Source organism: Actinomadura opuntiae, from assembly GCF_030283205.1.
Lineage (GTDB): Bacteria > Actinomycetota > Actinomycetes > Streptosporangiales > Streptosporangiaceae > Spirillospora.
This window is the reverse complement of sequence record NZ_JASNWF010000005.1, coordinates 400968-427223: the sequence shown is the minus strand read 5'-3', so window position 1 is coordinate 427223 and position 26256 is coordinate 400968. Positions and strand designations below refer to the sequence as shown.

Annotated in this window: 31 protein-coding genes and 1 tRNA gene; 14 read left to right on the top strand and 18 right to left on the bottom strand. The window is 71.6% G+C overall.

The window, feature by feature from the left end:
* Nucleotides 1–5: 5 nt before the first annotated feature.
* From QP089_RS13410 to QP089_RS13400, 3 genes are all read right to left on the bottom strand, one after another.
* Complete coding sequence (locus QP089_RS13410) at nucleotides 6–548, bottom strand: TetR/AcrR family transcriptional regulator (protein ID WP_285911883.1); 543 nt, start codon at nucleotides 546–548, stop codon at nucleotides 6–8.
* Nucleotides 545–1744 carry an acyl-CoA dehydrogenase family protein gene (locus QP089_RS13405; RefSeq protein WP_285911882.1) on the bottom strand — a complete coding sequence of 400 codons (1200 nt, stop codon included), beginning with the start codon at nucleotides 1742–1744 and terminating at the stop codon, nucleotides 545–547. The genes QP089_RS13410 and QP089_RS13405 overlap by 4 nt, the downstream gene beginning before the upstream one ends.
* A gap of 80 nt (nucleotides 1745–1824) precedes the next feature.
* On the bottom strand, nucleotides 1825–3252 hold the full coding sequence (locus QP089_RS13400; RefSeq protein WP_285911881.1) for an alkyl sulfatase C-terminal domain-containing protein: 1428 nt from the start codon (nucleotides 3250–3252) through the stop codon (nucleotides 1825–1827).
* 186 nt (nucleotides 3253–3438) lie between these two features.
* Here QP089_RS13400 and QP089_RS13395 point away from each other — a divergent pair, with 186 nt between their 5' ends.
* Together QP089_RS13395 and QP089_RS13390 are read left to right on the top strand one after the other, a co-directional pair.
* Nucleotides 3439–3864 (top strand): DUF7144 family membrane protein, encoded by a 426-nt coding sequence (locus QP089_RS13395; RefSeq protein WP_285911880.1) that lies wholly within the window; start codon nucleotides 3439–3441, stop codon nucleotides 3862–3864.
* 645 nt (nucleotides 3865–4509) lie between these two features.
* Nucleotides 4510–5499 (top strand): YihY/virulence factor BrkB family protein, encoded by a 990-nt coding sequence (locus QP089_RS13390; protein ID WP_285911879.1) that lies wholly within the window; start codon nucleotides 4510–4512, stop codon nucleotides 5497–5499.
* A gap of 27 nt (nucleotides 5500–5526) precedes the next feature.
* Here the strand turns inward: QP089_RS13390 and QP089_RS13385 are convergent, their stop codons facing one another.
* The 3 genes from QP089_RS13385 to QP089_RS13375 are packed head-to-tail and all read right to left on the bottom strand — an operon-like array spanning nucleotide 5527 to nucleotide 6781.
* Nucleotides 5527–5694 carry a hypothetical protein gene (locus tag QP089_RS13385; protein WP_285911878.1) on the bottom strand — a complete coding sequence of 56 codons (168 nt, stop codon included), beginning with the start codon at nucleotides 5692–5694 and terminating at the stop codon, nucleotides 5527–5529.
* A 36-nt stretch (nucleotides 5695–5730) separates the two neighbouring features.
* Nucleotides 5731–6090: a PRC-barrel domain-containing protein gene (locus tag QP089_RS13380; RefSeq protein ID WP_285911877.1), complete on the bottom strand. Its 360-nt coding sequence runs from the start codon at nucleotides 6088–6090 to the stop codon at nucleotides 5731–5733.
* 25 nt (nucleotides 6091–6115) lie between these two features.
* On the bottom strand, nucleotides 6116–6781 hold the full coding sequence (locus QP089_RS13375; protein ID WP_285911876.1) for a hypothetical protein: 666 nt from the start codon (nucleotides 6779–6781) through the stop codon (nucleotides 6116–6118).
* 437 nt (nucleotides 6782–7218) lie between these two features.
* On the opposite strand from QP089_RS13375, the gene QP089_RS13370 reads away from it, so the two are divergent.
* Nucleotides 7219–7797 (top strand): DUF5994 family protein, encoded by a 579-nt coding sequence (locus QP089_RS13370; protein ID WP_285911875.1) that lies wholly within the window; start codon nucleotides 7219–7221, stop codon nucleotides 7795–7797.
* 174 nt (nucleotides 7798–7971) lie between these two features.
* Nucleotides 7972–8412, top strand: coding sequence for a hypothetical protein (locus QP089_RS13365; protein WP_285911874.1), 441 nt, complete (start codon nucleotides 7972–7974; stop codon nucleotides 8410–8412).
* A gap of 103 nt (nucleotides 8413–8515) precedes the next feature.
* On the opposite strand, the gene QP089_RS13360 is transcribed toward QP089_RS13365, so the two are convergent.
* Nucleotides 8516–8827: a DUF6458 family protein gene (locus tag QP089_RS13360; RefSeq protein WP_285911873.1), complete on the bottom strand. Its 312-nt coding sequence runs from the start codon at nucleotides 8825–8827 to the stop codon at nucleotides 8516–8518.
* Between the two features lie 382 nt (nucleotides 8828–9209).
* Nucleotides 9210–9455 carry a hypothetical protein gene (locus QP089_RS13355; protein WP_285911872.1) on the bottom strand — a complete coding sequence of 82 codons (246 nt, stop codon included), beginning with the start codon at nucleotides 9453–9455 and terminating at the stop codon, nucleotides 9210–9212.
* Between the two features lie 116 nt (nucleotides 9456–9571).
* Between QP089_RS13355 and QP089_RS13350 the strand changes: the two genes are divergently transcribed.
* Complete coding sequence (locus QP089_RS13350; RefSeq protein ID WP_512699680.1) at nucleotides 9572–9802, top strand: hypothetical protein; 231 nt, start codon at nucleotides 9572–9574, stop codon at nucleotides 9800–9802.
* 173 nt (nucleotides 9803–9975) lie between these two features.
* Here QP089_RS13350 and QP089_RS13345 read toward each other — a convergent pair whose 3' ends face one another.
* Entirely contained in the window at nucleotides 9976–10254 is a 279-nt protein-coding gene (locus QP089_RS13345; protein ID WP_285911870.1) for a UBP-type zinc finger domain-containing protein, read from the bottom strand.
* Between the two features lie 82 nt (nucleotides 10255–10336).
* On the bottom strand, nucleotides 10337–11434 hold the full coding sequence (locus QP089_RS13340; RefSeq protein WP_285911869.1) for a fatty acid desaturase family protein: 1098 nt from the start codon (nucleotides 11432–11434) through the stop codon (nucleotides 10337–10339).
* 246 nt (nucleotides 11435–11680) lie between these two features.
* Between QP089_RS13340 and QP089_RS13335 the strand changes: the two genes are divergently transcribed.
* From QP089_RS13335 to QP089_RS13325, 3 genes are all read left to right on the top strand, one after another.
* A complete protein-coding gene (locus QP089_RS13335) occupies nucleotides 11681–12652 on the top strand; it encodes a LysR family transcriptional regulator (protein ID WP_285911868.1) in 972 nt (323 codons plus the stop codon).
* A 215-nt stretch (nucleotides 12653–12867) separates the two neighbouring features.
* Nucleotides 12868–13491: a hypothetical protein gene (locus QP089_RS13330; RefSeq protein WP_285911867.1), complete on the top strand. Its 624-nt coding sequence runs from the start codon at nucleotides 12868–12870 to the stop codon at nucleotides 13489–13491.
* A gap of 3 nt (nucleotides 13492–13494) precedes the next feature.
* Nucleotides 13495–14004 (top strand): hypothetical protein, encoded by a 510-nt coding sequence (locus tag QP089_RS13325; protein ID WP_285911866.1) that lies wholly within the window; start codon nucleotides 13495–13497, stop codon nucleotides 14002–14004.
* Between the two features lie 142 nt (nucleotides 14005–14146).
* Here the strand turns inward: QP089_RS13325 and QP089_RS13320 are convergent, their stop codons facing one another.
* The 3 genes from QP089_RS13320 to QP089_RS13310 all read right to left on the bottom strand — a co-directional run bounded on the left by QP089_RS13320 (nucleotide 14147) and on the right by QP089_RS13310 (nucleotide 16160).
* The gene (locus tag QP089_RS13320) at nucleotides 14147–14971 is read right to left on the bottom strand and encodes a serine/threonine-protein kinase (RefSeq protein ID WP_285911865.1); all 825 of its coding nucleotides are present in this window, start codon (nucleotides 14969–14971) and stop codon (nucleotides 14147–14149) included.
* A gap of 68 nt (nucleotides 14972–15039) precedes the next feature.
* Nucleotides 15040–15309, bottom strand: a complete 270-nt coding sequence (locus QP089_RS13315) for a hypothetical protein (RefSeq protein ID WP_285911864.1) — start codon at nucleotides 15307–15309, stop codon at nucleotides 15040–15042.
* A 509-nt stretch (nucleotides 15310–15818) separates the two neighbouring features.
* Nucleotides 15819–16160 carry a GlsB/YeaQ/YmgE family stress response membrane protein gene (locus QP089_RS13310; RefSeq protein WP_285911863.1) on the bottom strand — a complete coding sequence of 114 codons (342 nt, stop codon included), beginning with the start codon at nucleotides 16158–16160 and terminating at the stop codon, nucleotides 15819–15821.
* A gap of 399 nt (nucleotides 16161–16559) precedes the next feature.
* On the opposite strand from QP089_RS13310, the gene QP089_RS13305 reads away from it, so the two are divergent.
* Both QP089_RS13305 and QP089_RS13300 read left to right on the top strand, forming a co-directional pair.
* Complete coding sequence (locus QP089_RS13305) at nucleotides 16560–17564, top strand: acyl-CoA desaturase (RefSeq protein WP_285911862.1); 1005 nt, start codon at nucleotides 16560–16562, stop codon at nucleotides 17562–17564.
* Nucleotides 17565–17665: 101 nt separating this feature from the next.
* On the top strand, nucleotides 17666–18361 hold the full coding sequence (locus QP089_RS13300; protein ID WP_285911861.1) for a hypothetical protein: 696 nt from the start codon (nucleotides 17666–17668) through the stop codon (nucleotides 18359–18361).
* A 93-nt stretch (nucleotides 18362–18454) separates the two neighbouring features.
* Here the strand turns inward: QP089_RS13300 and QP089_RS13295 are convergent.
* Both QP089_RS13295 and QP089_RS13290 read right to left on the bottom strand, forming a co-directional pair.
* Nucleotides 18455–18527 (bottom strand) — tRNA-Glu (locus QP089_RS13295).
* A 71-nt stretch (nucleotides 18528–18598) separates the two neighbouring features.
* Nucleotides 18599–20185 (bottom strand): metallophosphoesterase family protein, encoded by a 1587-nt coding sequence (locus QP089_RS13290; protein ID WP_285911860.1) that lies wholly within the window; start codon nucleotides 20183–20185, stop codon nucleotides 18599–18601.
* A gap of 31 nt (nucleotides 20186–20216) precedes the next feature.
* Between QP089_RS13290 and QP089_RS13285 the strand changes: the two genes are divergently transcribed.
* Both QP089_RS13285 and QP089_RS13280 read left to right on the top strand, forming a co-directional pair.
* On the top strand, nucleotides 20217–20558 hold the full coding sequence (locus QP089_RS13285; protein WP_285911859.1) for a metallopeptidase family protein: 342 nt from the start codon (nucleotides 20217–20219) through the stop codon (nucleotides 20556–20558).
* Between the two features lie 112 nt (nucleotides 20559–20670).
* Nucleotides 20671–22005 (top strand): MFS transporter, encoded by a 1335-nt coding sequence (locus QP089_RS13280; protein ID WP_285911858.1) that lies wholly within the window; start codon nucleotides 20671–20673, stop codon nucleotides 22003–22005.
* A 27-nt stretch (nucleotides 22006–22032) separates the two neighbouring features.
* Here QP089_RS13280 and QP089_RS13275 read toward each other — a convergent pair whose 3' ends face one another.
* Nucleotides 22033–22350: a PspC domain-containing protein gene (locus QP089_RS13275; protein WP_285911857.1), complete on the bottom strand. Its 318-nt coding sequence runs from the start codon at nucleotides 22348–22350 to the stop codon at nucleotides 22033–22035.
* 256 nt (nucleotides 22351–22606) lie between these two features.
* Between QP089_RS13275 and QP089_RS13270 the strand changes: the two genes are divergently transcribed.
* The gene (locus tag QP089_RS13270) at nucleotides 22607–23626 is read left to right on the top strand and encodes an aspartate-semialdehyde dehydrogenase (RefSeq protein WP_285911856.1); all 1020 of its coding nucleotides are present in this window, start codon (nucleotides 22607–22609) and stop codon (nucleotides 23624–23626) included.
* A 108-nt stretch (nucleotides 23627–23734) separates the two neighbouring features.
* On the top strand, nucleotides 23735–24346 hold the full coding sequence (locus tag QP089_RS13265; protein WP_285911855.1) for a hypothetical protein: 612 nt from the start codon (nucleotides 23735–23737) through the stop codon (nucleotides 24344–24346).
* 53 nt (nucleotides 24347–24399) lie between these two features.
* Here QP089_RS13265 and QP089_RS13260 read toward each other — a convergent pair whose 3' ends face one another.
* Nucleotides 24400–24618 carry a DUF2277 domain-containing protein gene (locus tag QP089_RS13260; protein ID WP_285911854.1) on the bottom strand — a complete coding sequence of 73 codons (219 nt, stop codon included), beginning with the start codon at nucleotides 24616–24618 and terminating at the stop codon, nucleotides 24400–24402.
* Between the two features lie 451 nt (nucleotides 24619–25069).
* Nucleotides 25070–26104 carry an alpha/beta hydrolase gene (locus QP089_RS13255; RefSeq protein WP_285911853.1) on the bottom strand — a complete coding sequence of 345 codons (1035 nt, stop codon included), beginning with the start codon at nucleotides 26102–26104 and terminating at the stop codon, nucleotides 25070–25072.
* Nucleotides 26105–26256 lie beyond the last annotated feature (152 nt).

The following is a 26256-nucleotide window of genomic DNA, read 5'->3' as shown; positions in this document are numbered from 1 at the left end:
CCGCCTCACCGGGCCAGGAGGATCTCCAGCATGCGGTCGCCCGGATCGGCGCCGCCGCTCTTCCCTGAAGACGGGATCAGGTAGCCGCCGACCCACGAGCGCAGCATCAACTGCGCCCGCAGCCGCGCGTCCTCGGCGTCGAACCCGAGGTCCTCCAGGCACGCGGCGATGTGCCCGAGCAGGGCCCGGTCGGCGTGCCGAACCGCCTCCTCGGCCGCCGGGTCGTGCTGCGCCCACAGCCGCATCGCCCGGTCGATCGGCGAGATCTCCCGGCCGAGCGCCTGGATGCGGCGCAACCGCTCGCGCGGGTCGTCCGTGCTGCCGAGCGCCAGGCCCAGCACCTCGTCGGTCCGCTCGTGCGCCCACCGGTCCAGCAGCGCCCGCAGCAGCTCGCCGCGGTCCTTGAAGTGCCAGTAGAAGCTGCCCTTGGTGACGCCCAGCCGCGCCGCCAGCGCGTTGATCGCGACGCCCCGCTCACCGGCCCGGGCCAGCTCCTGGTAGCCGGCCTCCACCCAGTCCCGCCTGGCCAGCCTCGTCCGGGCCGTCATCGCGCTCCCCACGCTCGGTTCCGGACGCCGTCACACGAGCACCGTCGGCCCCTGTCCATCCCCAGCTCGATCCTGCCGTACAGGGCATACGCCGCGTCCGGGTCGAACACCACATGCCCGCTGATCGTATTCACATCGCGCTGCGCCCGCTGGAACGGCGAGTCCGCGAACTGGGTGCTCGCTCCGGCCGCCGAGCACAGCTCGTTCACCACCCTGCGGGCGGTGCCGGCCACGTGCGCGGCGACGAGCCGGGCCCGCGCCCGCCGGTGCATGTCGATGCCCTCGTCCGCCGCCGCGGCCTCGGACACGTCCCGCAGCGCGTCCTCCAGCAGCAGCCGCGCCGCCGCGAGGTCGGCGGTCGCCGTGGCCAACCGGATCTGGCCGCTCATCAGGTCGCGCTGCCGCTCGCCGCTGTAGGCCATCCTCCGGCCGCGCATCCGCTCGCCGAACCGCGCCAGCACGCCCTCGGCCATCCCGAGCACGGGCGCCGCGCTGGTCAGCGCGAACACCGGCACGAGCGGGACCCGGTACAGCGCCGCCGGATGGACCCGCGACCCGGGGGAGCGCCCCTCGGCCAGCGCGGTCAGCGGCACCGACCGATGCTCCGGGACGAACACGTCCGCGACCTCGATGTCGTTGCTGCCGGTCCCGCGCATCCCGCTGGTGTGCCAGACGTCGTGGACGGTCACGTCCGCCCGCGGCAGCAGGAACAACCGCGGCTCGATCGCGCCGTCCTTGCCGACCAGGCCCATCACCATCGCGTGGTCGGCGTGCATGACGCCGCTTCCCCACGACCAGCGGCCGGTCACCCGATGCCCGCCGTCCACCGGCTCCGCGGTACCGGTGGGCGCGAGGACGCACGGGATCAGCGCGTACGGCCGCTCCGCCCAGACCTCCTCCTGCGCCCGCTCGGGGAACAGCGCCACCATCCAGTTGTGGAGCGTGTAGATGACCGACAGCCATCCGGTGGACCCGCAGCCCGCCCCGGCCTCCCGGCACGCCGCCGCCATCGCCCCGAACCCGAGCTCCGCGCCGCCGTACCGCTTCGGCACCAGCATGCCGAACAGTCCCGTCCCGGCGAGGTCCTCGATGGTCCGATCCGGCAGCCGCCGGAGCTCCTCGGTCTCCCGAGCCCGCTCCACCAGCACCGGCCCCAACTCCCGAACCCGCCGCACGATCTCATCCCCATACTGCATGGTATGGAACCGTACTCTCAGGTATGGAAGCTGTACACCCGTGCCGCCGAGGAAGGCGCGAAGCCCTGAACGGGCGGCTGCTACCCCTTGATGGCCAGATGGACGACTTCGGCGATGTTGTAGCCGAGGATGCCCGCCACGTCGGCCAGCCCGGGAGTGCTCAGCACCCCGTGGGCGTCACCGGCGTTGATGCTGTTGTGCCAGCGGGTGTCCTCCTGCGGCTTGTCGTCGTTCCAGTACGCCCGCGCGTGCCTGATGAAGTCCTCGGCGTCCGTGCGGCCGGACCCGTGGAGCTGCTGGATGAACTTCTCGAGCTGGTCCCTGCCGACGTACGGGACGAAGGAGCTCCAGTTGCCGCCCGTGTCGTGGATGCTGGTGTTGTCCGGCTTGGGGCTCAGCGGAAGGTGCAGGAAGGCGGCCAGGCGTTCCAGCGAGCGCTCCCGGTCGGCCATGTAGTCCTCGTAGCGCATGACCAGCTGCGGGAGCCCGTGAGCATTGGCGGTGCGGAGGGCGTCGACGTAGGTGTCGCGCCAGATGCCGGCGCCCCTCCACAGCGGTTCGCCCGTCCGGTTCCGGTAGCTGATCGCGAAGGCGATGGGGTTCCGCACCGTGATGATCGCGCTCACCGCCGTCCGGCTCGCGGAGTCGGCGCCGCGCTGCTCGACGGCGCGCCGCATCCAGGCGACGAACTTGCTGCCGTCGACGATCGCCGAAACGCCCAAGGACCGCGCGAACTGCTCGTGCATGCCGAGAATGTCGTCGTAGGAGACGCGGTCCCGCAGCGCGTCCGTGAAATGCCGGCACTGCTTGCCGAGCAGTGAACAGGGCCCGCATCCCCGTCCGGAGTCCTTGTGGCTGAAATCGGGGACCTGCGTGAAGTTGTTCAGCTCGCCGACGTAGTGGGCCATCTTGATGCGGGTCGTCATGTCGCGCCCCATCAAGGTCGAGCCCGAGAACAGGGTGCCGACGACGAAGACCGACGTCAGAGACCGCTCCTGCGGTTTGGGGAGCCTGGATCGGAGGTTCGTGAGCCTTCCAGGCAGTACGGGAGCCGCTTGCGTCTCAGCGTCCATGTTCACGTCCACGAGAATGATGTACGGAATTCTGTGTTTCTGCCCGGTTTTCGGCTTGCGGGGCGCCTCGCCGCGGCGCGATCCGGTCGCCGCGCGCCCCTCCCGGCCGGCCCGGAAGGAACGAGATGACGGTACCGGACATTGCGCCCGTAGCCGGAGAGGACCTCGGGCTCGGGGGTCGCCGTCGGCTTGGGTATCGCCCAGGTCGTGGGTCGCGACCAGGTGGAGCAGTTGCGGCTTGGTCGGGGTGAGGGTGAGGTCGGCCGGGGTGCCGTCGTGCGCGCGGGACTGGGTGAGGACGCCGTTGGCGAGGCTGAGCCTGACCTCGTCCTTGAGGTCGGTCAGGGTGCAGTCGATGGTCAGGCGGGCGTCCCAGGCGCGCGGGCCCTTGAGGCGGATGGCCAGGGAGTCGAAGATCCGCTCGACAAGCCCCAAGAGGCCACGAACCCGATCGGGCCGGCCGTGGTGTGGGGCGCCTCGGTTGGTCCGTCAATCGTCGCCCACATTTCCCTCCATAGTCGGGCAAATGAGTGTCCGCCCCGGTTTGCGGCCGACCGGGAAACGGGGACCTTCCAGGGCATCCCGACACGGCCGGACCGGCCGCAGGGGTGAGGAGGCCCAATGACGACCCGAATGGCGCACGACTCCGGCCCGACCACGACGCGGCAGCACCGGCGGATGTCCGGGTGGCTGACGTTCGCCGGCACCCTCGCCATGGTGATCGGCGCGTTCAACGTCATCGACGGGCTGGTCGGCCTGTTCAACGACGACTACTACCTCGTCGGCGACAACAAGATCATGGTGTTCGACTTCACCGCCTGGGGCTGGTTCTGGCTCGTCCTCGGCGTCGTCCAGCTGGCCGTCGGCGCGGGGATCATCGCCGGACGGATGTGGGCGCGCGCCGTCGGCGTGCTGTTCGCCGTGCTGGCGGCCATCGGGCACCTGGCGTTCCTCCAGGCATTCCCGCTCTGGTCGGTGCTGACGATCGCGATGTGCATCCTGCTGATCTACGCCCTCACCGCACCGCCGTCCGGCTCGCGCGGATAGCCGACGCGCAATCCGGACAAGGCCGTCGCTCCCCAGGAGCAGCATCTGCGCGACGCGGTCGAGGCCGCCCTCAGCCCTCAGCCGGCGTGAGGGCGGCTTCGTGGTTCTCATGCCGGTTCGCTGTTGTGGTGGCGGCGATCTCCTCGTTTGCCTGGGAGAGCACGCCCCGGACCCAGCGGCGGACCTTCCCCTCCGGTGCCGGTTCCTTGGTCATCTGGTGGGCGACGTAGCCGTACAGACGCTCGGTCCCGTCCTCGAGGAGTGCTGCGACCAGCGCGTCCTTCGAGGGGAAGTGCCGGTAGCAGGCGGCGCACCTCGCCGGCGTAGTCCGCGCCCCGTTTGGCGAGGGCGCGCTGAGCGATGCGGCTCGCGACGTCGTCCGCCTGGTTCTGGTTCATCGGACCACTCCCGCGCGCCTCATGCCGCTCGCCCATCGCCAGGATCAGAATTACATTCTCGTTGGTAAGAATAATATTTTCAGGTGTTCCACGGCTTCCTGCGCCCAGGGGGCTTGGCAATGACGAGGAGGGGCAGAGTCCGCCGACGACGCCGCGCCGTTGGACGAGGCCGCGGCGCAGCATTGGAATCGGCGTGGGCGAAGTGGCTGCCGCAGGGCGGAGCGCTGGCCGGTGGTAGAGAGGGAAGATGGACCGTGTGGGAGTGGTCGGCCGTGTGGACGCCTATCAGAGGCGGCATCGTTGGGTGGGGTTGCCGCTGGCGGTGGTGTACAAGTTCGTGGACGACCAGGGCGCGTACCTGACGGCGTTGATCACCTATTACGGGTTCGTGTCGCTGTTTCCGTTGCTGCTGCTGTTGGTCACCGGTCTGGGGTTCGCGTTGGAGGGCAATCCGGGGTTGCAGCAGCGTGTGCTGGATTCGGCGCTCGCGCAGTTCCCGGTCATCGGGGATCAGATCGGTGCGAACGTCCATTCCTTCCACGGCAGCGTCCTGGCGCTGGTGACGGGTGTGGCGGGCAGTCTGTACGGCGGTCTGGGCGTCGTGCAGGCCGTCCAGAACGCCTTGAACAAGATCTGGGGTGTGCCGCGCAACTCGCGCCCGAATCCGGTCGCCGCCAGGGTGCGCAGCCTGGTGTTGCTGGCGGTCGGCGGTGGGGTGGTGCTGGCGACGACCCTGCTGTCGGCGGTGACCGCGTCCGGTGGCGTCTTCGGTGCCGGCGTGCGGGCGGGCGCCATCGTGGTGGCGGTCGCGATCAATGTGGTGCTGTTCACGGTGACGTTCCGGGTGCTGACCGCGCGGCCGCTCACCGTCGCGCAGGTCCGGACCGGCGCGATCGTCTCGGCGCTGGTCTGGCAGACCTTGCAGTGGGCCGGCGCGTTCCTGCTCGGTCACATGCTCAAGGGCGCGACCGCCACCTACGGCATGTTCGGCATCGTGCTCGGCCTGCTGACATGGATCTATCTGGGCGCGGTCACCTTCGTGGCCGGCGCGGAGATCAACGTGGTGCGCGAGCAGCGGCTGTGGCCTCGCAGCCTGCTGACGCCCTTCACCGACAATGTCGAGTTGACCGACGGGGACCGGAGGGCCTACTCCTCCTATGCCGAGACCGAACGCCACAAGGGGTTCGAGAACGTCGACGTCGACTTCGAGCCGCCCGGGCGCGACGGCGCGGACTGACGCCGGGAACCGGTCGCGTGCGGGCGGTCAGCGAAGCGGCCGTTTGCGCCTGGTCGAGCGCACGCCGAGGAACACCAGGTCGGCGACGAGAACGATGACGCCGATGATCAGCAGGTAGAACAGGCCGTGGACGAGGATGCCGAGGATGCCCAGCACCAGCGCGGCGATGATCACCACGAGGGCGAAGACCATCATGTGCCTTGACTCCTTCGGTCGGGGGACGGGGGGCGCTCAGCGGCGGGCGAGCTGGCGTTCGCCGCCCGTGCCGGGCCGGTAGTCCAGGCCGTAGTGCCGGAAGAGGGCCTCCTCGTCCTCGGCGGGCAGGACGTCGTCGGTGCCGATCGCCGGGCAGTGCTTGACCAGCGACCTGTCGTGGGCGACCCGCACGTAGTCGGGTCCGGCGGTCGCGCCGTCCAGCGGCACGAAGGTCAGCCGGTGGCGGGTGGGCAGGCCGACCCGCACGGTGGCCATGGCGGGTCGGTCGGTGCTGGTGTCGACGTAGATCGATTCCAGTGTGCCGATCTTGTGTCCGCCGGAGTCGAGGACGGCGCGGGTGCGCCATTCCCGGATGTCGGCCAGCTGGATCATCATGGCTCCTTCCATCGACGCGATTGGGTCATCCTCCCCAGTCATCATCGTCCGACTCGTCCCAGGACGGCCGGTCCCCTCGCGGCCGGCGGAGGGGCGCGTTCCGGGCGGTGGTGCGTCCGGCCGGCGGCGGCGACGGTGCGGCGGCGGGTTCGTCCAGGCGGGGTTCGAGCTGCCGGTGGCGTTCCTCGGCCTCCTCGACGCTGAGGTCCAGGACGGCGGCGATCTGTTCGAAGCCCATGCCGGCGGCCCGCGCGGTGTTGAGCAGGCGCGCCTCGGTCTGGTCCAGGGCCAGGCGGACCGCGCTCAGCACCAGCAGTGCCGCGGCGACCTCGACCGGCTCGGGGCTGTCGCCGGTGCCGTGCCGGGCCCGTTCGCCGGCGGTGATGACCGCGTCGATGGCGTCGCGGTCGGGCATCGGCCGTTCCCTGGACTGCCAGAGGAGTCCGTCCACGCCGGTCGCGTGGCGGGGGGTCAGGTAGGCCCGCGCCTGCTGGACGATCTGGGGTGCGGGCGCGGGCAGGCCGACGGACACCACCACGGGCGGGCGGGGAACGGCGTCCGCGCTCGGGGACCGCCGCTCGCGGTCCGCGCCCGGGGACCGCCGCTCGCGGCCGGCCCGGTCCGGGGCGGCGGGAGGGGGGCGGCATTCCGAGGTCCGGTTCGCGGGGACTCGGTCTGGGATGATGGTCATAGGGCTCATTTCCGGTTCACCGACCCTGCCGATGTCCTCGTTCGCCAGAAAAAAAAGGGGGCGGTTCAGGGCCGCCCGGCTCGGGGAGGAGCGGACGGCCCTGGACCAGCCGGCGCAGCCCCCTGCAGCGGCTGGCCACTTCTCATTCAACCCGGACGGCTCGAGGGCGGAAACAGGCGATGCGTGCACACGCCATCACTTGCGCCGATGACCGTCGTCCTGGAGGGAAATGAATGCCGGCGCCGGACCCCTGGCCGCCGCCCGGGAAACATTTCCGAATAATCACGGAACTTAATGATTTGACGAGTAGAATCAAATTATCCGGCCACGGCGAGATCCTCGTTCCGAGGTTGCTCCGTCGCCCCGGCTCTCCCCCCGAGGGCAGCCGTGCCGACCTCGTACGAGCCTCGTACCCAGCGGAACAGAAGGTGCCGGCCATGTGGACCACCACCGAACGCCGCACGACGATCAGCCTGTCACCCCCCTCGGCTCCGCGGCTGCGGCTGCGCGGCCCGGCCTCTCCCGGCTCGGCGCGGACCGCGCTGGACGGCGCCTGGTGGCCCCGCTCGGCCGACCCGGTCGCGGAGCTGCCGGGGCTGGTCCTCGCCCTGCAGGACCACGGCCCCATCGACGACCACCGGCCCATCACCCATGTCCTGCTCCGGGCGGGCGACTGGGACGGCCGGCCGCGGCGGCTGCGGATCGACGGTCCGGCCGACGCCCGGGTGGTGCGGCTGAGCTGGTTCGACTCCCTTCCCGCCGGGCTGCTCATGGCGATCCATGCCGACGGGCGGCGCGTCGACCTGCTCACCGTCCCGGCCGCCACGTCCCGCGCCGAAGCCGAGGCGGTGATGGAACTGGCGTCCCACCCCGCCAACCACCTGCACACCCCCGGCCTGCTGGCCGCCCTCACCGCACCGCCGGGCCGGACGGACCGGCCCGGCGGTGGGGAGGACTCCGAGGGCGCCTGGGAATCCGAGGGCGGACGGCTTCGGGGAGACCGCGCGACACGGTGACCCGGCCCGTCCGCGAGTCGCCGGCCCGCTCGGGAAGTCCGCGCCTGATTCACCGCATGACCGCATGCGTGCCGGGCACAGGAGGGGCGAGGTAAGCAGACCGCGCCCGGTTCCGCAGACGCCGACCCTACGGCGCACGTTCCGGTCCGGGCCCGCTTCTGATCGGAGAGCACTGTGACCGCCCCCGCCGAGAACGACGTCGATGCCGCCGCGCGTCCCGGTCTGCGCACCGGCCGGTGGCGGTTGCCCGCCGGCCGGGCGGCGGCCGGACAGGTCCGCCGGGTGGTCCACGATGCGCTGCGGACGTGGGGTCTGGGGCCGGCCGCAGGCGAGCTCAGCGATCATCTGACGGCGCTCGTGCAGGACCTTCTCACCCGTGCCGCCGCGCGCGGCCCGGTCGATCTGCGGCTGGAACTGCGCGCATCCGCCCGCCTGCTGCTGGGGGAGATCCGCGACGCCGCGCCCGCCCCGTCCGGGGCCGCCGACCGGCCGTCCGGCCACGCGGACGGCCACGGCATCTTCGCCTTGACGTATGGACGCCGGCCCTCCCGCAAGCGCGTCCGGTACATCCACTCCTTCGCCTGGTGGCAGCAGGACCCCGTCACCGACCGGTGATCCCCGTCAGGAAACGATGACGGCGACCACCGCGATGAGCGCGCAGACGAGGGCCACCGCGACGGCCATGCCGCCGATGAGTCCCATCATCAGCCGAAGGTATTCATCCTTCATGGTCATCGGGCACCCTCTGCCGTCCTTGCCCGGCGTCCGCTTCGTCGATGGCGTCCTGGCGGCTGCGGGCCGGCCATCGCCTCGGACGCGGCCCGCCGCGCAAGATCGGCAGAAGCAGCAGCAGGGCCACGCCGGTGATTATGAAGACGGTGCCCACCACGTGCAGATCGATACCGCTTATGGATCCGGTGACGGCGAATTCGAGGATCGCGCCGATCACGAGGAGGGTGATACCGGCCATCGGCGTCACATGGGCGCCTTTCGGTGAGGTCAAAACATGAACCAGAAACCGCAGGTTCACCCGCCATTCAACCAACACCGACCGCCCGGGGAAACAGTGGATTTCCGAACATCTCTTCTCTTCAGGAGATGACCGGCCGGCGCAACCGGGAGGTCTCTGGTGGGAAAACCGTCCATGGGCTTCGGGACGGCGCCGAAGAAGGTGGCGCCGCGGGTGCCGTTGCGGCAGGGGGAGGGCGACAAGGATCACCTGACGAGCTTCGGGGGCCTGGCGGCGCTGTCGCTGGACGCGCTCAGTCGGTGGCGTACGGGCCGGAGGGCATCGTCCTGGTGCTGGCGCCGGCCGCCAACACCAGCTTCGGCGGGCTGCCGGTACTGATGAGCCTGCTGTCCGCCGACGACCGGCTGCCCCATCTGTTCGGACTGCGGGCCGAACGGCCCGTCTACCGGTACGGCGTGGTCGCTCTGGGCCTGCTCGCGGCCGTGCTGCTCGTCGCGACGTCCGCCGACACCCATCGGCTGATCCCGTTGTACGCGATCGGGGTGTTCATCGGCTTCACCATCAGCCAGACGGGGCTGGTACGGCACTGGTACGGCCTGCGCTCCCGGCGTTGGAGAACGCGAGCCGTGCTCAACGGCACCGGTGCGGTCATGACCGCGACCGCCACCGTCGTCTTCGTCGCCGGCAAGTTCACCTCCGGTGCCTGGGTCGTGATCCTCGCGATGGCGGTCAGCGTCCACCCCGGACCGGAGGAGAGCGCCGCCTTCCGCGCGCGGTGGGACGCATGGGAGCCCCGGCGTCCGGCTGGACACCATCGACAGCCCGCACCGGTCGCTGGTCCATCCGATCGTCCACTACGTGAGACGAGCTCAGCGAGGGGACCGGCAGGTCGCCGTCCTCGTCCCCGAAGTCAGACCGCGCCGATGGCGCCACCGGATCCTGCAGAACCAGCGAGGTCTGCTCCTCGCGACCGTCCTGCGCGCCAGTACCGACGTCATCATCTGCACCATCCCGCACCGCCTCACGGCCCGCTAGCCCGGACCGCGCCGGCCCCGGCCGGAGCGCCGCGGTCACAGGAACGGCCTGGTGAGGTGGCCGGCGGTGCCGCCGAGCCATTCGATGAGGAAGAGGGTGGCGTCGCCGATGGTGATCCCTCTACTTTCTCGCAGCCGACGGCAGCGTGCCGGGGCGCAGAGGGTCGGGAGACCTCAGACCTTGCGTTCGTGGACGTAGCACCATCTCCAGGACGAATCCGGGTCCATGGCGCCGGCGAGCGGATGGTCGGTCTCCTGGTAGTGCTCTCGCGCGTGCCGGTGCGGCGAGTCGTCGGAGCAGGCCACCCAACCGCAGGTCAGGCAGATCCGCAGGGCCGTCCACCCGTCGCCTTGTTTCTCGCACGCCTTGCAGCCGGGCGAGAGCGGCGTGACGGGTGTCAGGCCGTCCACGTGGCCGCAACGGGGTGCCGAGCCGTTCGTGCTGTACGGCACCCCCGAGCTCATTGCGTTGAATGACATTGCGTGCTTCATCGGGAGCCTCTCTTTCTGAGCGCTGCGGTGTGCTGCCGTCGGGTCAGTACTCCAGTTCCGGACGCAGGGGACCGCCGACCGCGTGCAGGTGCCGCAGTACCTGGGCGTAGGAGTCGGCGAGACTCGTCTCGCAGTAGGCGATGTCGTTGCGGGCGCAGAACGCGCGCACGACGGCTTGGGCGCGGCGCAGGTTGGGGCGCGGCATGGAGGGGAAGAGGTGGTGCTCGATCTGGTAGTTCAGCCCGCCGAGCACGAAGTCGGTGATCCGGCCGCCGCGGATGTTGCGTGCGGTCAGCACCTGCCGGCGCAGGAAGTCGGACCTGTGGTCCTTGCCGAAGATCGGCATGCCCTTGTGGTTGGGAGCGAACGAGCAGCCGAGATAGAGCCCGAAGAGCCCTTGCTGGAGCAGGAGGAAGCCCACGGCCTGCGCGGGGGCCAGCACCCAGAACAGGACGGTGAGGTACCCGGCGGCATGGGCGAGCAGCAGGCCGCCCTCGACCAGCCGGATCGTTCCCGAGGTGTTCGCGTGCGAGGCCGCGCCGCGGCCGACCAGGGCGCGGGCTCCCGCCACGTGCAGGTGGAACCCCTCCAGCAGCAGCATGGGGAAGAACAGCCGGGCCTGGTGCCGGGCCAGCCACACGCCGGGCGCGCCCCGGGCTTGGACGGTCGCGCGGGTGAAGGCGATGGCGCCGGGGGCGATGTCGGGATCGCGGTCGACCTGGTTGGGGTGGGCGTGGTGCCGGTTGTGCTTGGCGACCCACCAGCCGTAGCCGAGGCCGACCAGCAGGTTTCCGTGCAGCCGTCCGAGCAGGGCGTTGACGCGCCTGGAGCCGGAGATCTGCTGGTGGCCCGCGTCGTGGCCGAGGAACGCGGTCTGGGTGAACGCGGCCGCCAGGAACGCCGCCACCGCGAGCTGCCACCAGGACCGGCCGACCAGCATGAAGGCCGCCCATCCCGCGGCCAGAAGCACCAGGTTCGTCGTGGTCTTCGCCCAGTAGTAGCCGGGCCGCCGGGCCATCAGTCCGGCCCGTTTCACCTGCCGTGACAGCACCGCGTAGTCGCTGCCCCGCGGGCTCCCCGCGGCGTCGGCCCGGTCCGGTGCGCGGCTCTGGGGGCCGCCTGCGGGAACGATCGTGGTCATGTCTCCGACTCCAGATGAATGCCCTCCGGTGAGGGACGACCGGCTCGGACGCCGCCGGCGGGCTCGGGCGCGTGGAGGCGCCCACTACCAGTTGAGCCCGACTTTCGGCCGGACCGAACCGGGCAATGCAGGCAAGAGTCATCAGCAGCGGCGATAACCGTCGGCCGGCGACGCGGGTCTGCGGGCGCGCGCCGCGATGTACGCTGCTGGAGGGGGCTCGCTGTTTCGGCCCGGAAGGCGGAAGACGTGGAACTGCGCCAGCTCCGCTACTTCGTGGCCGTTTCCGAGGAGCTCAATTTCGGGCGCGCGGCGGCCCGCGAGCACATCATGCAGTCGGCGCTGAGCCAACAGGTGCAGCGGCTGGAACGGGAACTGGGTGTGCGCCTGCTGGAGCGCACCACGCACTATGTCGCGCTGACCCCGGCGGGAGCGGCGTTCCTGGTCGAGGCGCGGCAGATCCTCGCCCACGTCGAGCGCGCCGCCCAGGTGGCCCGGACCGCGCAGGGCACCTCGCCGACGCTGCGGGTGGGCATCATCGACGCCAGCTACGACTCGATGCCGCAGATCCTGCACGAGGCCCAGGCCCGCTACCCGGACCTCGTGATCCACCAGGTCGAGGTCGGAGTCCCCGAGCAGTACCAGCAGATCGCCGACGGGCGGCTCGACGTGGGCATCGGCCGCGCCGCACTGGCGCCGAGCGGGATCGCCTCCCACCTGTTCCGCCAGGACCGCCTCGGCGTCCTGGTCCCCCGCGGGCACCGGTTCGCCGACCTGGACGCGGTGCCCGTCGAAGCCCTCGCCCGCGAGCCGCTGCTGCTCGCCGAGGAGATGAAGGCCCCGGAGTTCAACCAGTTCACCGTCGAGATGTGCCGCGCCGCCGGCTTCACCCCGACGGTGCACCAGGGCACCGTCGACAGCATCCGCGCCGCGTCCACCCTGGTGGCCCAGGGCCGTTGCCTGTACTGCGTGCCCTCCTCCTGCATCTCCGCCCTCCCGGGAACGATCTGGCGGCCGCTCGCCGAACCGGTCTCCTTCTACCCTGGTCGATCCTGTGGCGCGCCGCCGACGACTCCGACCATGTCCGCGCCGTCGTCTCGTGTGCCCGCGGCATGTCCGAACGGCTCGGCTGGCTGCCCACCGCCGGCCAGCCGGCCCGCTGACCCGGCCGCCGCCGATCCGCCCGGCCCCGCGCTTTTCCAGTGTGATCGGCCTTCGTGATGAACCTTGCTCGACCCGCTCATTTCCATATGGACGGGGACGGTCTTTGATGAAGTCATGAGCGGTGAACTTCACCGGCATAAGCGCCGGGAAGGTCGTCATCGGCGCATGATTTCTACCCGGCCCCTTGCAGGGTGCCCGGGTTCCGGATGCGGAACAGAGACGTTCCTGATCTGACAATTGGATTGATGTTTTCGGAAGGGCAGGCAGATCGTATGACCGTTTTCCTGGTATTCGTTGTCATCGCCGTAGTGATCGTCGTGGTCGCGGTGGTGGCGCTCGTCGCGTGGACGATGCGGCGGCGCGCCAGGCTGCGCGGGCAGTTCGGCCCGGAGTACGACCGCACCGTGGGGGCCGTCGGAAACCGGCGCGAGGCCGAGCGGCAGTTGGTGAGCAGGCGGAACCATGTCGAGCACATGGACCTGCGTCCCCTGGACCCGTCGGCCCGCAAGGCCTACCACGCGGAGTGGGCCCGCCTGCAGGAACGGTTCGTGGACGCCCCCGAGGACGCCCTGTCCGGGGCCGACCGGCTCATCAGGCGCGTGATGGCCGACCGCGGATACGGAACCCCGGGCTACGAGCAGCGGGTCGCCGACCTGTCGGTCGGGCATTCCCGCGCACTGGACCACTACCGGAAGGCCCACCGGGTCAGCGCCCGCGCGGCCGGAAAGGACGCCTCGACCGAGGACCTGCGGCAGGCCACGATGCACTACTGGGCGCTCTTCGAGGAGCTGCTCGACGGCGACGCCGCCCGCACGGCACCGTCCACCGCCTGTGCCGGGGGCGACTCGCGGCACGGGACGGCCAACGATCACACCAACACCCCCAAGGATGGCTGAACCATGACCCAGTACGACCGCCTCACGCCGGAGAGGTCCACCGCCGTGGAGGACCTCGCGGAAGGCTCCGCGGACAAGCCGGCCGAGACCGGGCCCCGAGGACCGTCCGCGAGCGACGACGAGAGCGCCGTGGAGAACCCGACCGAGCGCCCGACCGAGCGCCCGACCGAGCGCCCGACCGAGGAGACCGGGGCGCAGGGCCGCGATGACGGGGGCGCGGAGGGCGCCCCGACGAACGGCGGGACGGAAGGTCTCGGATCGCTGTTCGAGAGCCGGCACACCACGGAGATCCAGCAGCGCTGGCATGACCTGCAGGCCGCCTTCGTCGACGACCCCCACCAGGCTCTGCGTCAGGCGCGCGAACTCAACGACGAAGTGGTGAGCCTGCTGGCGAGCGCGCTCGAAGCGCGCAAGCAGACGCTCGAGCAGGAGATCTCCAGCGGCGACACCGAGCGGCTCCGTATCGGGCTGCGGCGGTACCACCAGATGCTGGACCAGATCCTCGCCCTCTGAGCCGCCCCAGCGGCGTGAACACGGCCGGTATGCGGCGACGCCGCATACCGGCCCTCTCGTGCCGGGCGCCCGGACCGATCGGCGAACCGCGACGCGGGACCCGCGACGCGGGACCCGCGGCGGCAGGGATCGCCGGCGGCCTTCACCCGGGCGCGAACGCGCGCCGGGAACCGGCACCGGCCGAAGACAGGTCGCGCATCACCCGGCCGGCGTCGGGCCGCAGGGCCGGATCCTTGGCCAGGCACGCGGTGGCCAGGGCGCGCAGCCGTCCCGACAGCCGGCCCAGTTCGGGGTCCTCGTTGAGGATCCGCTGCATCACGGCCGGAATCGTGTCGTCGCCGAAGGCGGGGGATCCGTTCGCCGCGTAGGCCATCGTGGTGGCCCAGGCGAACATGTCGGCGGGCGGCCCGGCGCGTTCGCCGAAGAACTGCTCGGGGGCCATGTAGGAGGGGGTGCCGATCACCTGGCTGGTGGCGCTCGTGCTCGCCTCCAGCGCCCGCGCGATACCGAAGTCGATCACCCGGGGCCCGTCCGGGCCGATCAGCACGTTGGACGGCTTGAAGTCGCGGTGCACGATGCCGGCCTGATGCACGGCCGCCAGAGCGGCGGCCGTGCCCAGCGCCAGCCGGTCCAGTTCGCCGCTGTGGCGCGGACCCTGCCGGCGGACCAGCTCCCGGAGCGAGGGTCCGGCGATGTACTCGCACACGATGAAGGGGCGATCGCCGTCGGCTTCGGCGGCAAGCACGGTGGCGGTGCAAGAACCCGCCACGCGCTGTGCCATGGCCGCCTCGCGGGCGAACCTCGCCCGTGCCCGCTCGTCATCGGCGCGGTGCATCACCTTGACGGCGACCGGCTTCCCAGCGCCGGTCTCGCCGAGATAGACCATCCCCTGGCCGCCCTCGCCCAGCCGCCCGAGGATCCGAAAACCGCCGAGCCGTGGTGGGTCGCCGGGTCGCAGCGGCTCCATGATGTCCCACTCCCGTCATGCCGTGCGCGGTACGCCTTCCGCAGGAGCATGGGAACGGCTCGGTGGGCCTATGACCACAGTCCCGCGTCCTTCAGGTCCTTGCGGGCCCGCTGGAGGAGTTCGATCGTCGGGCCGTCCGGGGTCGCGGCGCGGTTCTCGGCGGAATCGGGATGGACGCGCCGGAGCGCTTCCCGGAAGACCGCGGGGAGGCGGCGGCCGTCATCGGTGATCCCGGCCGTCCGGAAGATGAAAGCGCGCGCCTTCGTCCCCGGCCCGGCCGCCACCGGTCCGCTCGCGGCGGGGCGGCCCGCCGGTGTCTCGGCCGTCGGGGCGAACACCCGCGGGCGGGATCGGCCGGCCGAAACCCGGGCCCCCTGCCGGCGGAGGCGTTGAGCGCGGATCCGGGCGGCCCCCTGGTCGGCGTCGCGTGCCCAGCGGCGGCGCTGCTGAGCCCGCCTCCAAGCGGCCTGCTCGAAGGCGTTCCGAACCCAGCGGCGACGCTGTTGCGACGCGGTTTCGTCGGACGCACTGAACGCCGGTGCGTAGCTGTCGGGTGCTTCTGGTTCGCTATGTAATGGTTCAGTGTGTTCTGGCTCGGTTCGCAATGGTTCGGTGTGCAGCGGTTCGGTATGCCTTGGTTCGGTGTGCATGAGATAGCCCTGCAGTAAATGGCGCATCGATTTGGTCTGCGGTAGCCCGGTGTGCCGGACTCGCCGCCCTGGTCGAGGACGCCAGGGCGGCGATTCCGCCGGCGATGGGCATTACGCGCCGCACTCGCCGGAGGCGGGGCCGGAGCGCGGGTCCATCGGTGTTCGGGCCGCCATGGTCCGCCGCCACGGGGGCCGTCTCACCTGCGGCCTGCCCAGCTGCGCGAGCGGCCGGAGCGCTGGCCGTTCCGGCGTCCGCCGTTCCCGCGCCCGCCGTGTCCGGCGCGGCGTGCGGTGATGAGGTGGTAGGCGAGGAGCAGGAGCACGGCTCCGGCGATGGCGGTGATCCAGGTGGAGATGTTGAAGAATCCCTGGACGCCGTCGACGTTGAACAACCGGGTGGCGAGGAAGCCGCCCAGCAGTGCTCCGGCGACGCCGATCAGAGTGGTGACGATCAGTCCTTGGTGGTCCCTGCCGGGGGTGATGAATTTGGCGATCACTCCGGCGACCAGGCCGAGGATGATCCAGGCGATGATGCCCATGACCGAACTCCTAGACGAGCCTTGAATCGGTGGCTGCCGGGAAACGGTCTTCCGGACCGGTCGAGGCAGGGGCCCCGGGATACGTTTTTCCGCAGGAGCGCGGAAAGGGGGCCGCTCGTTCACCCCTCAGCCAATCCCGCCGGCGCCGGGCGGGAAACAGCCGATCCGCGACAAGTGTCATCACCGCGACCGATGACCGCCTGGGCGTCGGAAGTCAGGTGATCGGCCCTGGTGATGACCTTTGCGCGAATCGCCCGTTTCCAATGACCGGCCGGTGGCCTTGACTAAGAGACGGTCGGCCATCCGCTGGAGGCCGCGCCGATATCCCGGGGTCGCCCGATGGTCCGAAGGCGGGCCGCCCCGGGGCCAGCAATCGTCTCGCTGCCGGATGAGGGGCTCATGAGCACCGATCAGGTCATTGCTCTACGACCGAGAGAACGGCGGCCCCGCCGCGACGACCCTTATGACGGCACCGCCGCCTTTCGCCCCGAAGCCGCGGCGCCCCGGACGGGCGCCCAGCGCGTCCAGATGGCGCTGACCGGGGCGATCGTGGTGGCGCCGCCGGCCGCGCTGGCGGCCGGGGTGTGGCTGGCCTGGGGACGCGCGATCACCGTCACCGACGTGCTGCTCGGCCTGGCCCTGTACACGGTGACGGGCCTGGGCGTGACGGTGGGGTTCCACCGGCTGATCACCCACCGCAGCTTCACCGCCCGCCGATGGCTGAGGGTCGCCCTGGCCGTCGCCGGGTCGATGAGCTTCCAGGGCGGCGTGATCGACTGGGTCGCGATCCACCGGCGCCACCACGCCTTCACCGACCGTCCCGGCGACCCCCACTCCCCCTACCGGTACGGCACCGGGCTGCGGGGGCAGCTCCGCGGTCTGGCGCACGCCCACCTGGGCTGGATGTTCGCGAACGATCCCACCGCCACCCGCCGCTACGCCCCCGACCTGCGAGCCGACCCGGCCATGATGCGCGTGGGACGGGCCTTCCCCGCGCTGTGCGCACTGTCGCTGACACTGCCGTTCGCGGCCGGATGGGCACTCGCCGGCAGCTGGCACGCAGGGGTGACCGCCTTCCTGTGGGCCGGGCTGATCCGTGTCGCGCTGCTGCAGCACGTCACCTGGAGCATCAACTCCCTGTGCCACATGATCGGCACGCGCCCGCACCCCACCCGCCGCCACGACCGCTCCACCGACCTGTGGCCGCTGGCCCTGCCCTCGTTCGGGGAGAGCTGGCACAACGGCCACCACTCCGACCCGTCCTGCGCCCGGCACGGCCGCGAACCCGGTCAGATCGACCTGTCCGCCGAACTGATCCGCCTCTTCGAGCGCCTCGGCTGGGCCACCGACGTCCACTGGCCCGATCGCGGCCACCGCCGCACGACCCCGCCGAGCCCGTCGTGACCGAGTCTTTGCGCGGCCGTGCCCGTCGTGCGGTGGCGCACCGGGTAGACCGTCTAAACGGCACAAAATTGGGCAATTCGACCTAACCGGGGAGGGTTCCTATGACGGGGAGCAGGAGCACGCCGCGCACCCGCATGTCGGGGATGCTGAAGACTCCGCGCAGCCGGGGCCTGCTCAACGGCCTGCTGCTGACGCTGCTGGCGCTGTGGGGAGGGTTCATTCCGTTCGTCGGCCCCTACTTCGACTTCGGGTTCGGGTCGGGCGACGCATGGGTCTACAACTCCGACCGCCTGGTGCTGTCCATCCTTCCGGCGGTCGCGGTGTTCGTGGGCGGGCTGTTCCTGCTGGCCAGCGCCAACCGCCCGGTCGCGGTGCTCGGTTCCTGGCTGGCCGCCCTCGGCGGCCTGTGGTTCGTCGTGGGCACCACGATCGCTCCACTGTGGAACGCCGGCGCGGGCAGGCCGCTCGGCGGCCAGACGCGCCAGATCGCCGAACAGCTGTCGTTCTTCCAGGGCCTCGGCGCCGTCGTCATCATGCTCGCGGCCGTGGCTCTGGGGCGCTTCCTGGTCGTCGGCGTGCGAGAGGCGCGGCGAGCCGAGGCGGGACAAGTGGAGAGGGAACGCGCCGCCCCGGCAGAAGACCGCGCTCACGGCTCGACCGCCGCTCCCCAGTGGGAGGACCAGGAACGCCCGCGCCACGACGGCCGACAGCCGGCAGGCCACGGGGGGCATGCCGGACCGGGCGCGCAACTCCGCCGTCGCCTCAGCGGCATGGGGCGCACCCGCGGTCATGAGTAGCAAAGGCGGTCGAACGACCTGACCGGTGAGCGCGGCGGCCCAATCGCAGAGATCGTCGTCCTGATACTCGCCGAACGCGCGCGGTTCCCGAAGTACCCCCTACCGGATTCGAACCGGCGCTACCGCCTTGAAAGGGCGGCGTCCTAGGCCGCTAGACGAAGGGGGCCCGTGGTGGCGATAACGCTGCCACTCAACCCGGTCAAGTGTAGAGGACATGGCGGGGCGGTGCGCAAACGGTTACCCCGGTTCGCGCGTGGGGGTGGGGGACGGGCTGCGGGACGGCCAGTCGGAGGGGAACCGGGACGGGAACGGCGCGGACGGCGAGGCGGGCAGAGCGGTGGCCGGGGGCTGCGGCTTGACGGCGCGGTCGGGGTCGGGCTCCAGGTGGCGCTCGATCTTGGCGGAGGTGAGGCCGAGGCCGCCGAGCTGCAGGTCGTCCCAGCCCTGGAGGCGGTGGGAGGCGCGGTTGAAGTAGAGGACGGACAGCTCGATGGGGGTGGGCTGCTCGTGTTCGAGGCCCCGCAGGCCGGCGCCGCCGGTGGAGCCCTGGACGAACAGGCGGGTGCCGGTGGGGAGGAGCCTCGTCTGGCGGGCGTGCAGGTGGCCGGAGAGGACCAGCGGGGTGAGGCCGGAGAACGCCTCGCCCTCGGCGGGGTCGTGGGTGAGGACGATGTCGGGCGTGGTGCCGGTCCTGCGGAGCCGGTCGGCGAGGACGCCGCCCTCGGCGCGGACCTGGTCGGAGCCGACGAGGTCGTCGCGGGTGCTCTTGTCGGGGGTGAAGCGGGGGTCGCCGACGCCGTAGACGCGCAGGCCCTGCACCTCGCGGGTCCGGTCGTCGAGGACGATCGCGTTCTTCTGGCGGGCCACGGCCTTCTGGGTGCTCTTGGAGTCGTGGTTGCCGCGGATGTAGACGTAGGGGATCGTCAGGTCGGAGATGGAGCCGGCGAACCTGTCCTCGGGCTTGCTGCCGTGGTCCATGAGGTCGCCGGTGTCGATGACGAGGTCGGCCCGGAACTGGGCGCTGACGGACTTGATCACGTTCCAGGCGGTCGGGTTGAGGTGGATGTCGGAGACGTGCAGGACGCGGATGGTGGACGGGTCCGGCTCGTAGGTCGGGAGGCTGGAGGTCGCCGCGTACAGCTTGGAGGCGTTGCCGACGAGGCGGGCGAGCTGGGCGCGGTAGTGGGAGAAGCGGGTGAAGACGCTCTCGGCGTTGCCGACGACCTGGGGCGCGTTGGCCAGCAGGCCGGTGTAGCGGGGCTCGGCGGCGGACTGCGGGTCGAAGGTCGTCCAGGCGAGGAGGGCGAGGGCGAGGACGTCGGCGGCGGACGAGCCGAGGGCCGCGAGGGCGCGCCGCCACGAGCGGAACAGGACCAGCGCGGCGACGAACGCGAAGACCAGCGCGAGGACGGCGGCGCGGATGAGCAGGACGGTCACGCCGTGCCGGATCTGGTCGGCGATCTTGTCGGTGAGGCGGTCGAGCGCGGAGTCGTCCTCGATGAGCCGCTGCACCTGGTCGGGGCGGACGTCGGTGAGGTGGGCCTCCACCGACACCGGTCCCGCGTGGGTGTCGAGGCGGACGGCGCCGAGCGGCGGCAGTTCGAGGGTGGTGCCGCCGTGCAGGGACGGGTGCAGGACGAGCTGGACGTTCGCGGGCCCGACGGGGGTGACGGTGCGTCCGCCGACGAGGAGGCCGACGTAGCCGCCGGCGAGGCCGATGACGACGGTGAGGACGACGCGCGCCCAGCGGCTGCGGGCCGCGCGGGCCGCGCGGGCGGCGAGGGTGCGGAGCCGGGCGGCGAGGGCGGTCGGCCGGGGCGGCAACGATGCTCCTTCCGTCGAGCAGAATGGCACTGTGATCGAGATGTCGCGGGAGGCGTTCGAGGACCTCGTCGGGGAGGCCCTCGACACCATCCCGGCCGAGCTGACCGCGCACATGCGCAACGTCGTCATCGTGGTCGAGGACGACGCTCCGGAGCCCGGCCTGCTCGGCCTGTACCAAGGCGTACCCCTCACCGAGCGCGGTGACTGGTACGGCGCCGTCCTGCCCGATCACATCTCGATCTACCGGCGGGAGATCCTCCGGATCTGCGACACCGAGGACGACGTCGTGTCGGAGGTGCGGATCACGGTGATTCACGAGATCGCGCATCATTTCGGGATTGATGACCGTCGGCTCCATGAGCTGGGGTATTGAGCCTCCCCGGCAACCGGTTTCAATAATTGGGCACGGTAGGTCACATAACTGCCACGCAGCGTGAGTTAATAGGAGGGTCGTCCACCCCTGGACGAGCCGAACTGGAGCGCGCGTGGCGGGAAGGCAGACCGGCCGGCATCGGCGTCCGGCGGAGGAGCAGGCGACCTACCGCGAGGTGTTCGCGGTGGGTGAGTTCCGCGCCCTCTGGCTGGCGCAGGCGCTGTCGTTCGTCGGGGACCAGCTGGCGCAGGTCGCGCTGGCCGTGCTGGTGTACCACCGCACCGACTCGGCGCTGCTGACCGCCCTCACCTACGCGATGACGTACCTGCCGCCGATCGTGGGCGGGCCGGTGCTGTCCGGGCTGGCCGACCTGTTCCCGCGCCGCACCGTGATGATCGTCTGCGACGTGCTGCGGGCGTGCCTGGTGGCGCTGATGGCGCTGGTCGAGATGCCGTTCGCGGGGCTGTGCCTGCTGGTGTTCGCGACCGTGCTGCTGGGCGCGCCGTTCACCGCCGCGCGCGCCGCCGTGCTGCCGGACGTGCTGGAGGGCGACCGGTACGTGGCCGGGACGGCGATCAACAACATGACCCACCAGGGCACGCAGATGCTCGGGTCGCTGGCGGGCGGCTGGATCGTTGTCGTGGTCGGACCGTACGAGGCCCTCGCGATGGACGCGCTGACGTTCGGCATGTCCGCGGTGATCCTGGTCGGCGGGCTGCGGCCGCGCGCCGCGCCGAAGCGCCGGGAGCGCGAGTCGCTCGGCCTGTGGCGCGGGACGCGCGACGGGGCACGGCTGGTGTTCGGCGACCCGGTGCTGCGGTCGCTGGTGGCGTTCGCGTGGCTGTGCGCGTTCTACGTGGTGCCGGAGGGGCTCGCGGCCCCGTACGCGGCGACGTTCGACGACAGCGCGGTGACGGTCGGGGTGCTGATGTCGGCGATGCCGACCGGGATGGTGATCGGCGCGTTCCTGTTCAGCCGGTTCGTCCGGCCGGGGAACCGGCTGCGGCTGATGGGCTGGATGTCGATGGCCGCCTGCCTGCCGCTGGTCGGCGCCGGGGTGCACCCGCCGCTGTGGGGCGTGGTGGTCCTGTGGGCGCTGGCCGGCGTGGGCAGCGCCTACCAGCTCGCGGCGAACGCGGCGTTCGTCGCGGCGGTGCCGCCGTCCGGGCGCGGCCAGGCGTTCGGCCTCGCCCAGTCCGGCATCCTCGCCGGCCAGGGCCTCGGCATCCTGGCCGGCGGCGCCGGGACGCAGCTCCTCGGCCCCGAGACGGTGGTGGCCCTCGCGGGCGTCACGGGGCTGTCGGTCGCCGCGATGCTGTCGCTGTCGTGGAACCAGGTCCGCGGCGGCGTCCTGTCCGCGATGAACGGGCCGGCCGAACCCGTCGAGGTCGCCGCGCCCCGCGACGACGACCTGCCCGGAATCCGCCGCTCCGCCCCCGCGCCCTGAGGCCCTGCGCGCGCCCTGGCCGTCCGGTCAGGCGTGCGTGCGGTTCTTGTTGACGGCGTCCTTGGTGCGCTGGACGGCGTCCTGCACGTTCGGGTTCTCCTGGGCCTTCTTGAACAGGTCCTCGGCGACGGTCGTCGCGGCGCCCTCCTCGGGGATCAGCAGCCAGGCGATCACGTAGAGCGCGATGCCCGCCCCGCCGAAGATCGTGAAGACGGCCAGGACGAGCCGGACGATGTTGGCCTCCACGCCGAGGAACTCGGCGGCGCCGGAGCAGACCCCGGCGATCATCCGGCCGTCGCGGGTGCGGCGCAGCCGCCGTTCGGTGGTGCCCTTGTTCATGTCCATGCCTCGATGATGCCCATCCACCGCGGAACCCGACATCAGGAACCGCCCTGATTCACCCCTGACCCGCGTCCCTGAGGGGGATCCCCGGGGTCGCGGGCACGGTTCTCGCAGGACGGTCCGGTACCCGCGTCCGTTGAGCGGCGCTTAAAGTCGGTGTGAAGGATTAATGGCTGGACGTCCCGGACCGGCCCTCGGCAGACTCGTCTGCCCAGGTCACGGGACGCACGGGCAGAGCATGACGAGCAGAGGGAGCGGCATGAGGATCGGGATCGTCGGGGCCACCGGCCAGGTCGGGGGCGTGATGCGCCGCATCCTGGCGGAGCGCGGGTTCCCGGTGGAGGAGCTGCGGCTGTTCGCCTCGGCCCGCTCGGCCGGGCGGAGGCTGCCCTGGGGCGACACCGAGATCACCGTCGAGGACGCGGCGGAGGCCGACTACGCGGGCCTCGACATCGTGCTGTTCTCCGCCGGAAAGGGCTCGTCGAAGGAGCTGGCGCCGAAGGTCGCCGCCGCGGGCGCCGTCGTGATCGACAACTCGTCCGCCTGGCGGATGGACCCGGACGTCCCGCTGGTGGTCGCGGAGGTCAACCCGCACGCCGCGACGGACCGTCCGAAGGGGATCATCGCCAACCCGAACTGCACGACGATGGCGGCGATGCCGGTGCTGCGGCCGCTGCACGCCGAGGCCGGGCTGAGCGCGCTGGTCGTGTCGACCTACCAGGCGGTGTCGGGCAGCGGCCTCGCGGGCGTGGCGGAGCTGCACGAGCAGGCGCGCAAGGTCGTCGAGACCGCCGACCGGCTCACCCACGACGGCGCGGCGGCGGAGTTCCCCGAGCCGCAGGTGTACGTGCGGCCGATCGCGTTCAACGTGCTGCCGATGGCCGGCTCGATCGTGGACGACGGGCTCGCCGAGACCGACGAGGAGCAGAAGCTCCGCAACGAGAGCCGCAAGATCCTCGAGATCCCGGACCTGAAGGTGTCGGGGACCTGCGTGCGGGTGCCGGTGTTCACCGGGCACTCGCTGCAGATCAACGCCCGGTTCGAGCGCCCGATCGGGCCGGAGCGGGCGAGCGAGCTGCTGTCGGGCGCGCCCGGCGTGGTGCTGACGGACGTCCCGACGCCGCTGCAGGCCGCCGGGCAGGACCCGACCTACGTCGGCCGGATCCGCCGCGACGAGACCGTGGAGAACGGGCTCGCACTGTTCTGCGCGGGCGACAACCTGCGCAAGGGCGCCGCGCTCAACGCCGTCCAGATCGCCGAGCTCGTCGCCGCCGAGTAACGTCGGTCAAGCCGGATAATTCCGGCGAAACCGGGCGAACTGAACCGATCACGTGCCGGCTCCGTCTGACTGCCGGCACGTGATCGTTTGTTCGTGGGGGGTGCCCGGATGAGGCGTTTGGTGATCATGACCGCGGGGGCGGCCGGGGGAGCGCTGCTGCTCGCGGCCTGCGGCGGCGGAGGCGGTGGCGGGGACGTCAAGGGGGCGGCGACCGCGGCGGTGTCTGCGCCGGCGATCGGCGCGACCAGCACCCCGGACCTCGGCGGCGGGCAGCCGCCCGCGCCGCGCAGGACGGCCGTCCAGCCACGCGCCGCCACGCTCGGCCCGCTCGGCTACGGGCCGCTCCGGCTCGGCATGAAGGCCGCCCAGTTGCGCGGCAGCGGGCTGCTGGTCGGCAAGGTCCGCGGCCCCGCAGGCGGCTGCACCGGCTACGCCCTGCGGACGCAGCGCACCCCGAAGGGCTCGGCCGGCGCCTACTACTCCGCCCGCCTCGGCATCGCGACGATCGTCGCGGTCGGCGGGATGCGCACCCCGCAGGGGATCGGGGTCGGCTCCCCGCTGCCGCAGGTCAAGCAGGCATACCCGAAGCTGGCCACCGGCGCGAACGGCTCGTCCGCGGCCGTCCCGGGCAACCCGAACGCCGTCTACAGCCTCCGGTTCAAGGGCGGCCGCGTCGCCTCCCTCGCGCTGGACCTGGTCGGCCAGAACTGCCACAACTGACCGGGAGCGGCGGGCGCGGCGGGTGCGGTGGGCGGTGGGCGCGGTGGGCGCGGCTACCCGGCGCGGCGGCCCCTGACCTCCAGGGAGTCCAGCAGCGCGGCGGTGGAGCGGGCGATCTCCTCGACGGCGCGGTCGAACGCCTCGGCGTTGTGGGCCGCGGGCGAGCGGAACCCGGAGATCTTGCGGACGTACTGGAGCGCTGCGGCCCGGACGTCCTGGTCGGTCACGTCCTCGGCGAACGGCGGGCGGAGCGTCTTGATGCTGCGGCACATGCCTCCATTGTGACCCGCGCCTCCGACAGATTCGCCGCGCACGCGTGAGGCCCCGGCGCCCAGCAGAGGTGGGGGCGCCGGGGCCCGGCGGGGGGCGGGTCCCCGGGAGGGCGGCGGCCGCGCGGGACGGGCCGAGATCCCGTCCCGCGCGGTCCGCCGGCGGCCGGCCCGGCGCGGTCGGCCGGCCACCGGCTACGGCGGCGCGGATACGGCCGGGCGGGGACGGCCGCATCCGCGAGCGTCCTGTCCAGAGGCGCGCGGTGGGGGCCGCGCGGACGTTCTCGGTGGACTGCCCAAAGCGTCCTGTCGGCGCCCCGCCGGTGTCAACGAATCCACCGGGCACTGGATTTTCAATCCCTGTGGACGGGCCCGCTGAAATCACTGAAAAGCCCGCTCGACCAGCGCGGACGGCATGCCCGGCGGGCCGCCGTCCGCGCTGGCCGCGAAGCCGCTACCGCTCGGGGGCGATGCGCTGGCAGAGCCAGGCGAGCGCGAGCGGGTAGCGGTAGTCGATGCCGCCGTGCCCCGCGTCGAACAGCTCGAAGTGGATCACGTCCTCGGAGACCCCGGCGTCCAGCAGCGCGTGGTGGAAGGCCTCGGCGCCGACGTCCAGGAACCACTCGTCGCGGGTGCCGCCGTCGATCCAGATCGCGCGCTGCGCCCGCATGGCGTCGGCGTGGTCCGGCACCATGCGCACGGGGTCCCAGGCGAGCCAGCGGTCCCAGACGTCCGGGCGGAGGACGCCGGTGACGGGGTCGAACGGCAGGTCCGGCGTGCCGTCCTCGCGGGCGGAGTAGCAGACGGCCATGCCGAGGATGTTGAGCAGCTCCATGTCCTCGGGCTTGGTGAACGCGACGCGCGAGTTGAAGTCGTCCCACCAGCGCGCGATGTCGCCGCCGTACTTGCGCAGGTGCCGGACGCACTTGGGGAACTCGGGCAGGTAGCAGTACTCGAACAGGGCGTCGCCGGCGTGCGTGGCGAGCGCGCCGAACAGGTCGGGACGGAGCATCGGCGTGATCATCGCGCCGTAGCCGCCGCTGGACTTGCCGCTGATCGCCCGGTGCTCTGGCGCGTCGAGCGTCCGGTAATGGGCGTCGACCCACGGGACGATCTCGTCGCAGATGTAGGAGTGGTACCTGCCGGTACCGGGCGAGTCGACGTACTGGCTGCCGCCGTGCGCCGTCCACGCGTCGACGAAGACGACGATCGCGGGCGGGGCCTCGCCGGAGGCGAACACGGCGTCGGCGGTCTCGGGGAACGGCTGGCGGTACGGCGTCCGGTTCCGCCAGATCCCGACATGCCCGGTGAAACCGGTGATGACGTAGACGGACGGATAGCGGCGCTCCGGCTCGTCGTCGTAGCCCGGCGGGACGTACACCAGCAGCGGGCGTTCGTGCGGATCCTTCAGCGGGTTGCCGCGCAGCAGCTCGCTGCCGACGACGTGCTCCTCAAGGCGTCCGGCGAATTCGGCGGACCACGGCAGCATGCGCACTCCCTCGTGTCACGGGCCACTCGATCATCTCGACGCTAGCCCAGCCCCCCGCCTCCCGCGAGACCGCATCCCGCCATGTGCGGGAGGATGCCGGGCGGGCAGGAGTCACACAGCCGGGCGGGTAGGAGTCACACAGCCGGGCGGGC

What these genes read in the sequence shown, in the direction of transcription:
- QP089_RS13270 (WP_285911856.1), top strand. Translation starts at nt 22,607, where the DNA reads ATGAGGATCGGGATCGTCGGGGCCACCGGCCAGGTCGGGGGCGTGATG.
- QP089_RS13380 (WP_285911877.1), bottom strand. Translation starts at nt 6,090, where the DNA reads ATGATGATCCAGCTGGCCGACATCCGGGAATGGCGCACCCGCGCCGTC.
- QP089_RS13320 (WP_285911865.1), bottom strand. Translation starts at nt 14,971, where the DNA reads ATGGAGCCGCTGCGACCCGGCGACCCACCACGGCTCGGCGGTTTTCGG.
- QP089_RS13385 (WP_285911878.1), bottom strand. Translation starts at nt 5,694, where the DNA reads ATGATGGTCTTCGCCCTCGTGGTGATCATCGCCGCGCTGGTGCTGGGC.
- QP089_RS13395 (WP_285911880.1), top strand. Translation starts at nt 3,439, where the DNA reads ATGACGACCCGAATGGCGCACGACTCCGGCCCGACCACGACGCGGCAG.
- QP089_RS13370 (WP_285911875.1), top strand. Translation starts at nt 7,219, where the DNA reads ATGTGGACCACCACCGAACGCCGCACGACGATCAGCCTGTCACCCCCC.
- QP089_RS13305 (WP_285911862.1), top strand. Translation starts at nt 16,560, where the DNA reads ATGAGCACCGATCAGGTCATTGCTCTACGACCGAGAGAACGGCGGCCC.
- QP089_RS13340 (WP_285911869.1), bottom strand. Translation starts at nt 11,434, where the DNA reads ATGACCACGATCGTTCCCGCAGGCGGCCCCCAGAGCCGCGCACCGGAC.
- QP089_RS13265 (WP_285911855.1), top strand. Translation starts at nt 23,735, where the DNA reads ATGAGGCGTTTGGTGATCATGACCGCGGGGGCGGCCGGGGGAGCGCTG.
- QP089_RS13310 (WP_285911863.1), bottom strand. Translation starts at nt 16,160, where the DNA reads ATGGGCATCATCGCCTGGATCATCCTCGGCCTGGTCGCCGGAGTGATC.
- QP089_RS13410 (WP_285911883.1), bottom strand. Translation starts at nt 548, where the DNA reads ATGACGGCCCGGACGAGGCTGGCCAGGCGGGACTGGGTGGAGGCCGGC.
- QP089_RS13390 (WP_285911879.1), top strand. Translation starts at nt 4,510, where the DNA reads ATGGACCGTGTGGGAGTGGTCGGCCGTGTGGACGCCTATCAGAGGCGG.
- QP089_RS13275 (WP_285911857.1), bottom strand. Translation starts at nt 22,350, where the DNA reads ATGGACATGAACAAGGGCACCACCGAACGGCGGCTGCGCCGCACCCGC.
- QP089_RS13255 (WP_285911853.1), bottom strand. Translation starts at nt 26,104, where the DNA reads ATGCTGCCGTGGTCCGCCGAATTCGCCGGACGCCTTGAGGAGCACGTC.
- QP089_RS13375 (WP_285911876.1), bottom strand. Translation starts at nt 6,781, where the DNA reads ATGACCATCATCCCAGACCGAGTCCCCGCGAACCGGACCTCGGAATGC.
- QP089_RS13300 (WP_285911861.1), top strand. Translation starts at nt 17,666, where the DNA reads ATGACGGGGAGCAGGAGCACGCCGCGCACCCGCATGTCGGGGATGCTG.
- QP089_RS13260 (WP_285911854.1), bottom strand. Translation starts at nt 24,618, where the DNA reads ATGTGCCGCAGCATCAAGACGCTCCGCCCGCCGTTCGCCGAGGACGTG.
- QP089_RS13325 (WP_285911866.1), top strand. Translation starts at nt 13,495, where the DNA reads ATGACCCAGTACGACCGCCTCACGCCGGAGAGGTCCACCGCCGTGGAG.
- QP089_RS13330 (WP_285911867.1), top strand. Translation starts at nt 12,868, where the DNA reads ATGACCGTTTTCCTGGTATTCGTTGTCATCGCCGTAGTGATCGTCGTG.
- QP089_RS13405 (WP_285911882.1), bottom strand. Translation starts at nt 1,744, where the DNA reads ATGCAGTATGGGGATGAGATCGTGCGGCGGGTTCGGGAGTTGGGGCCG.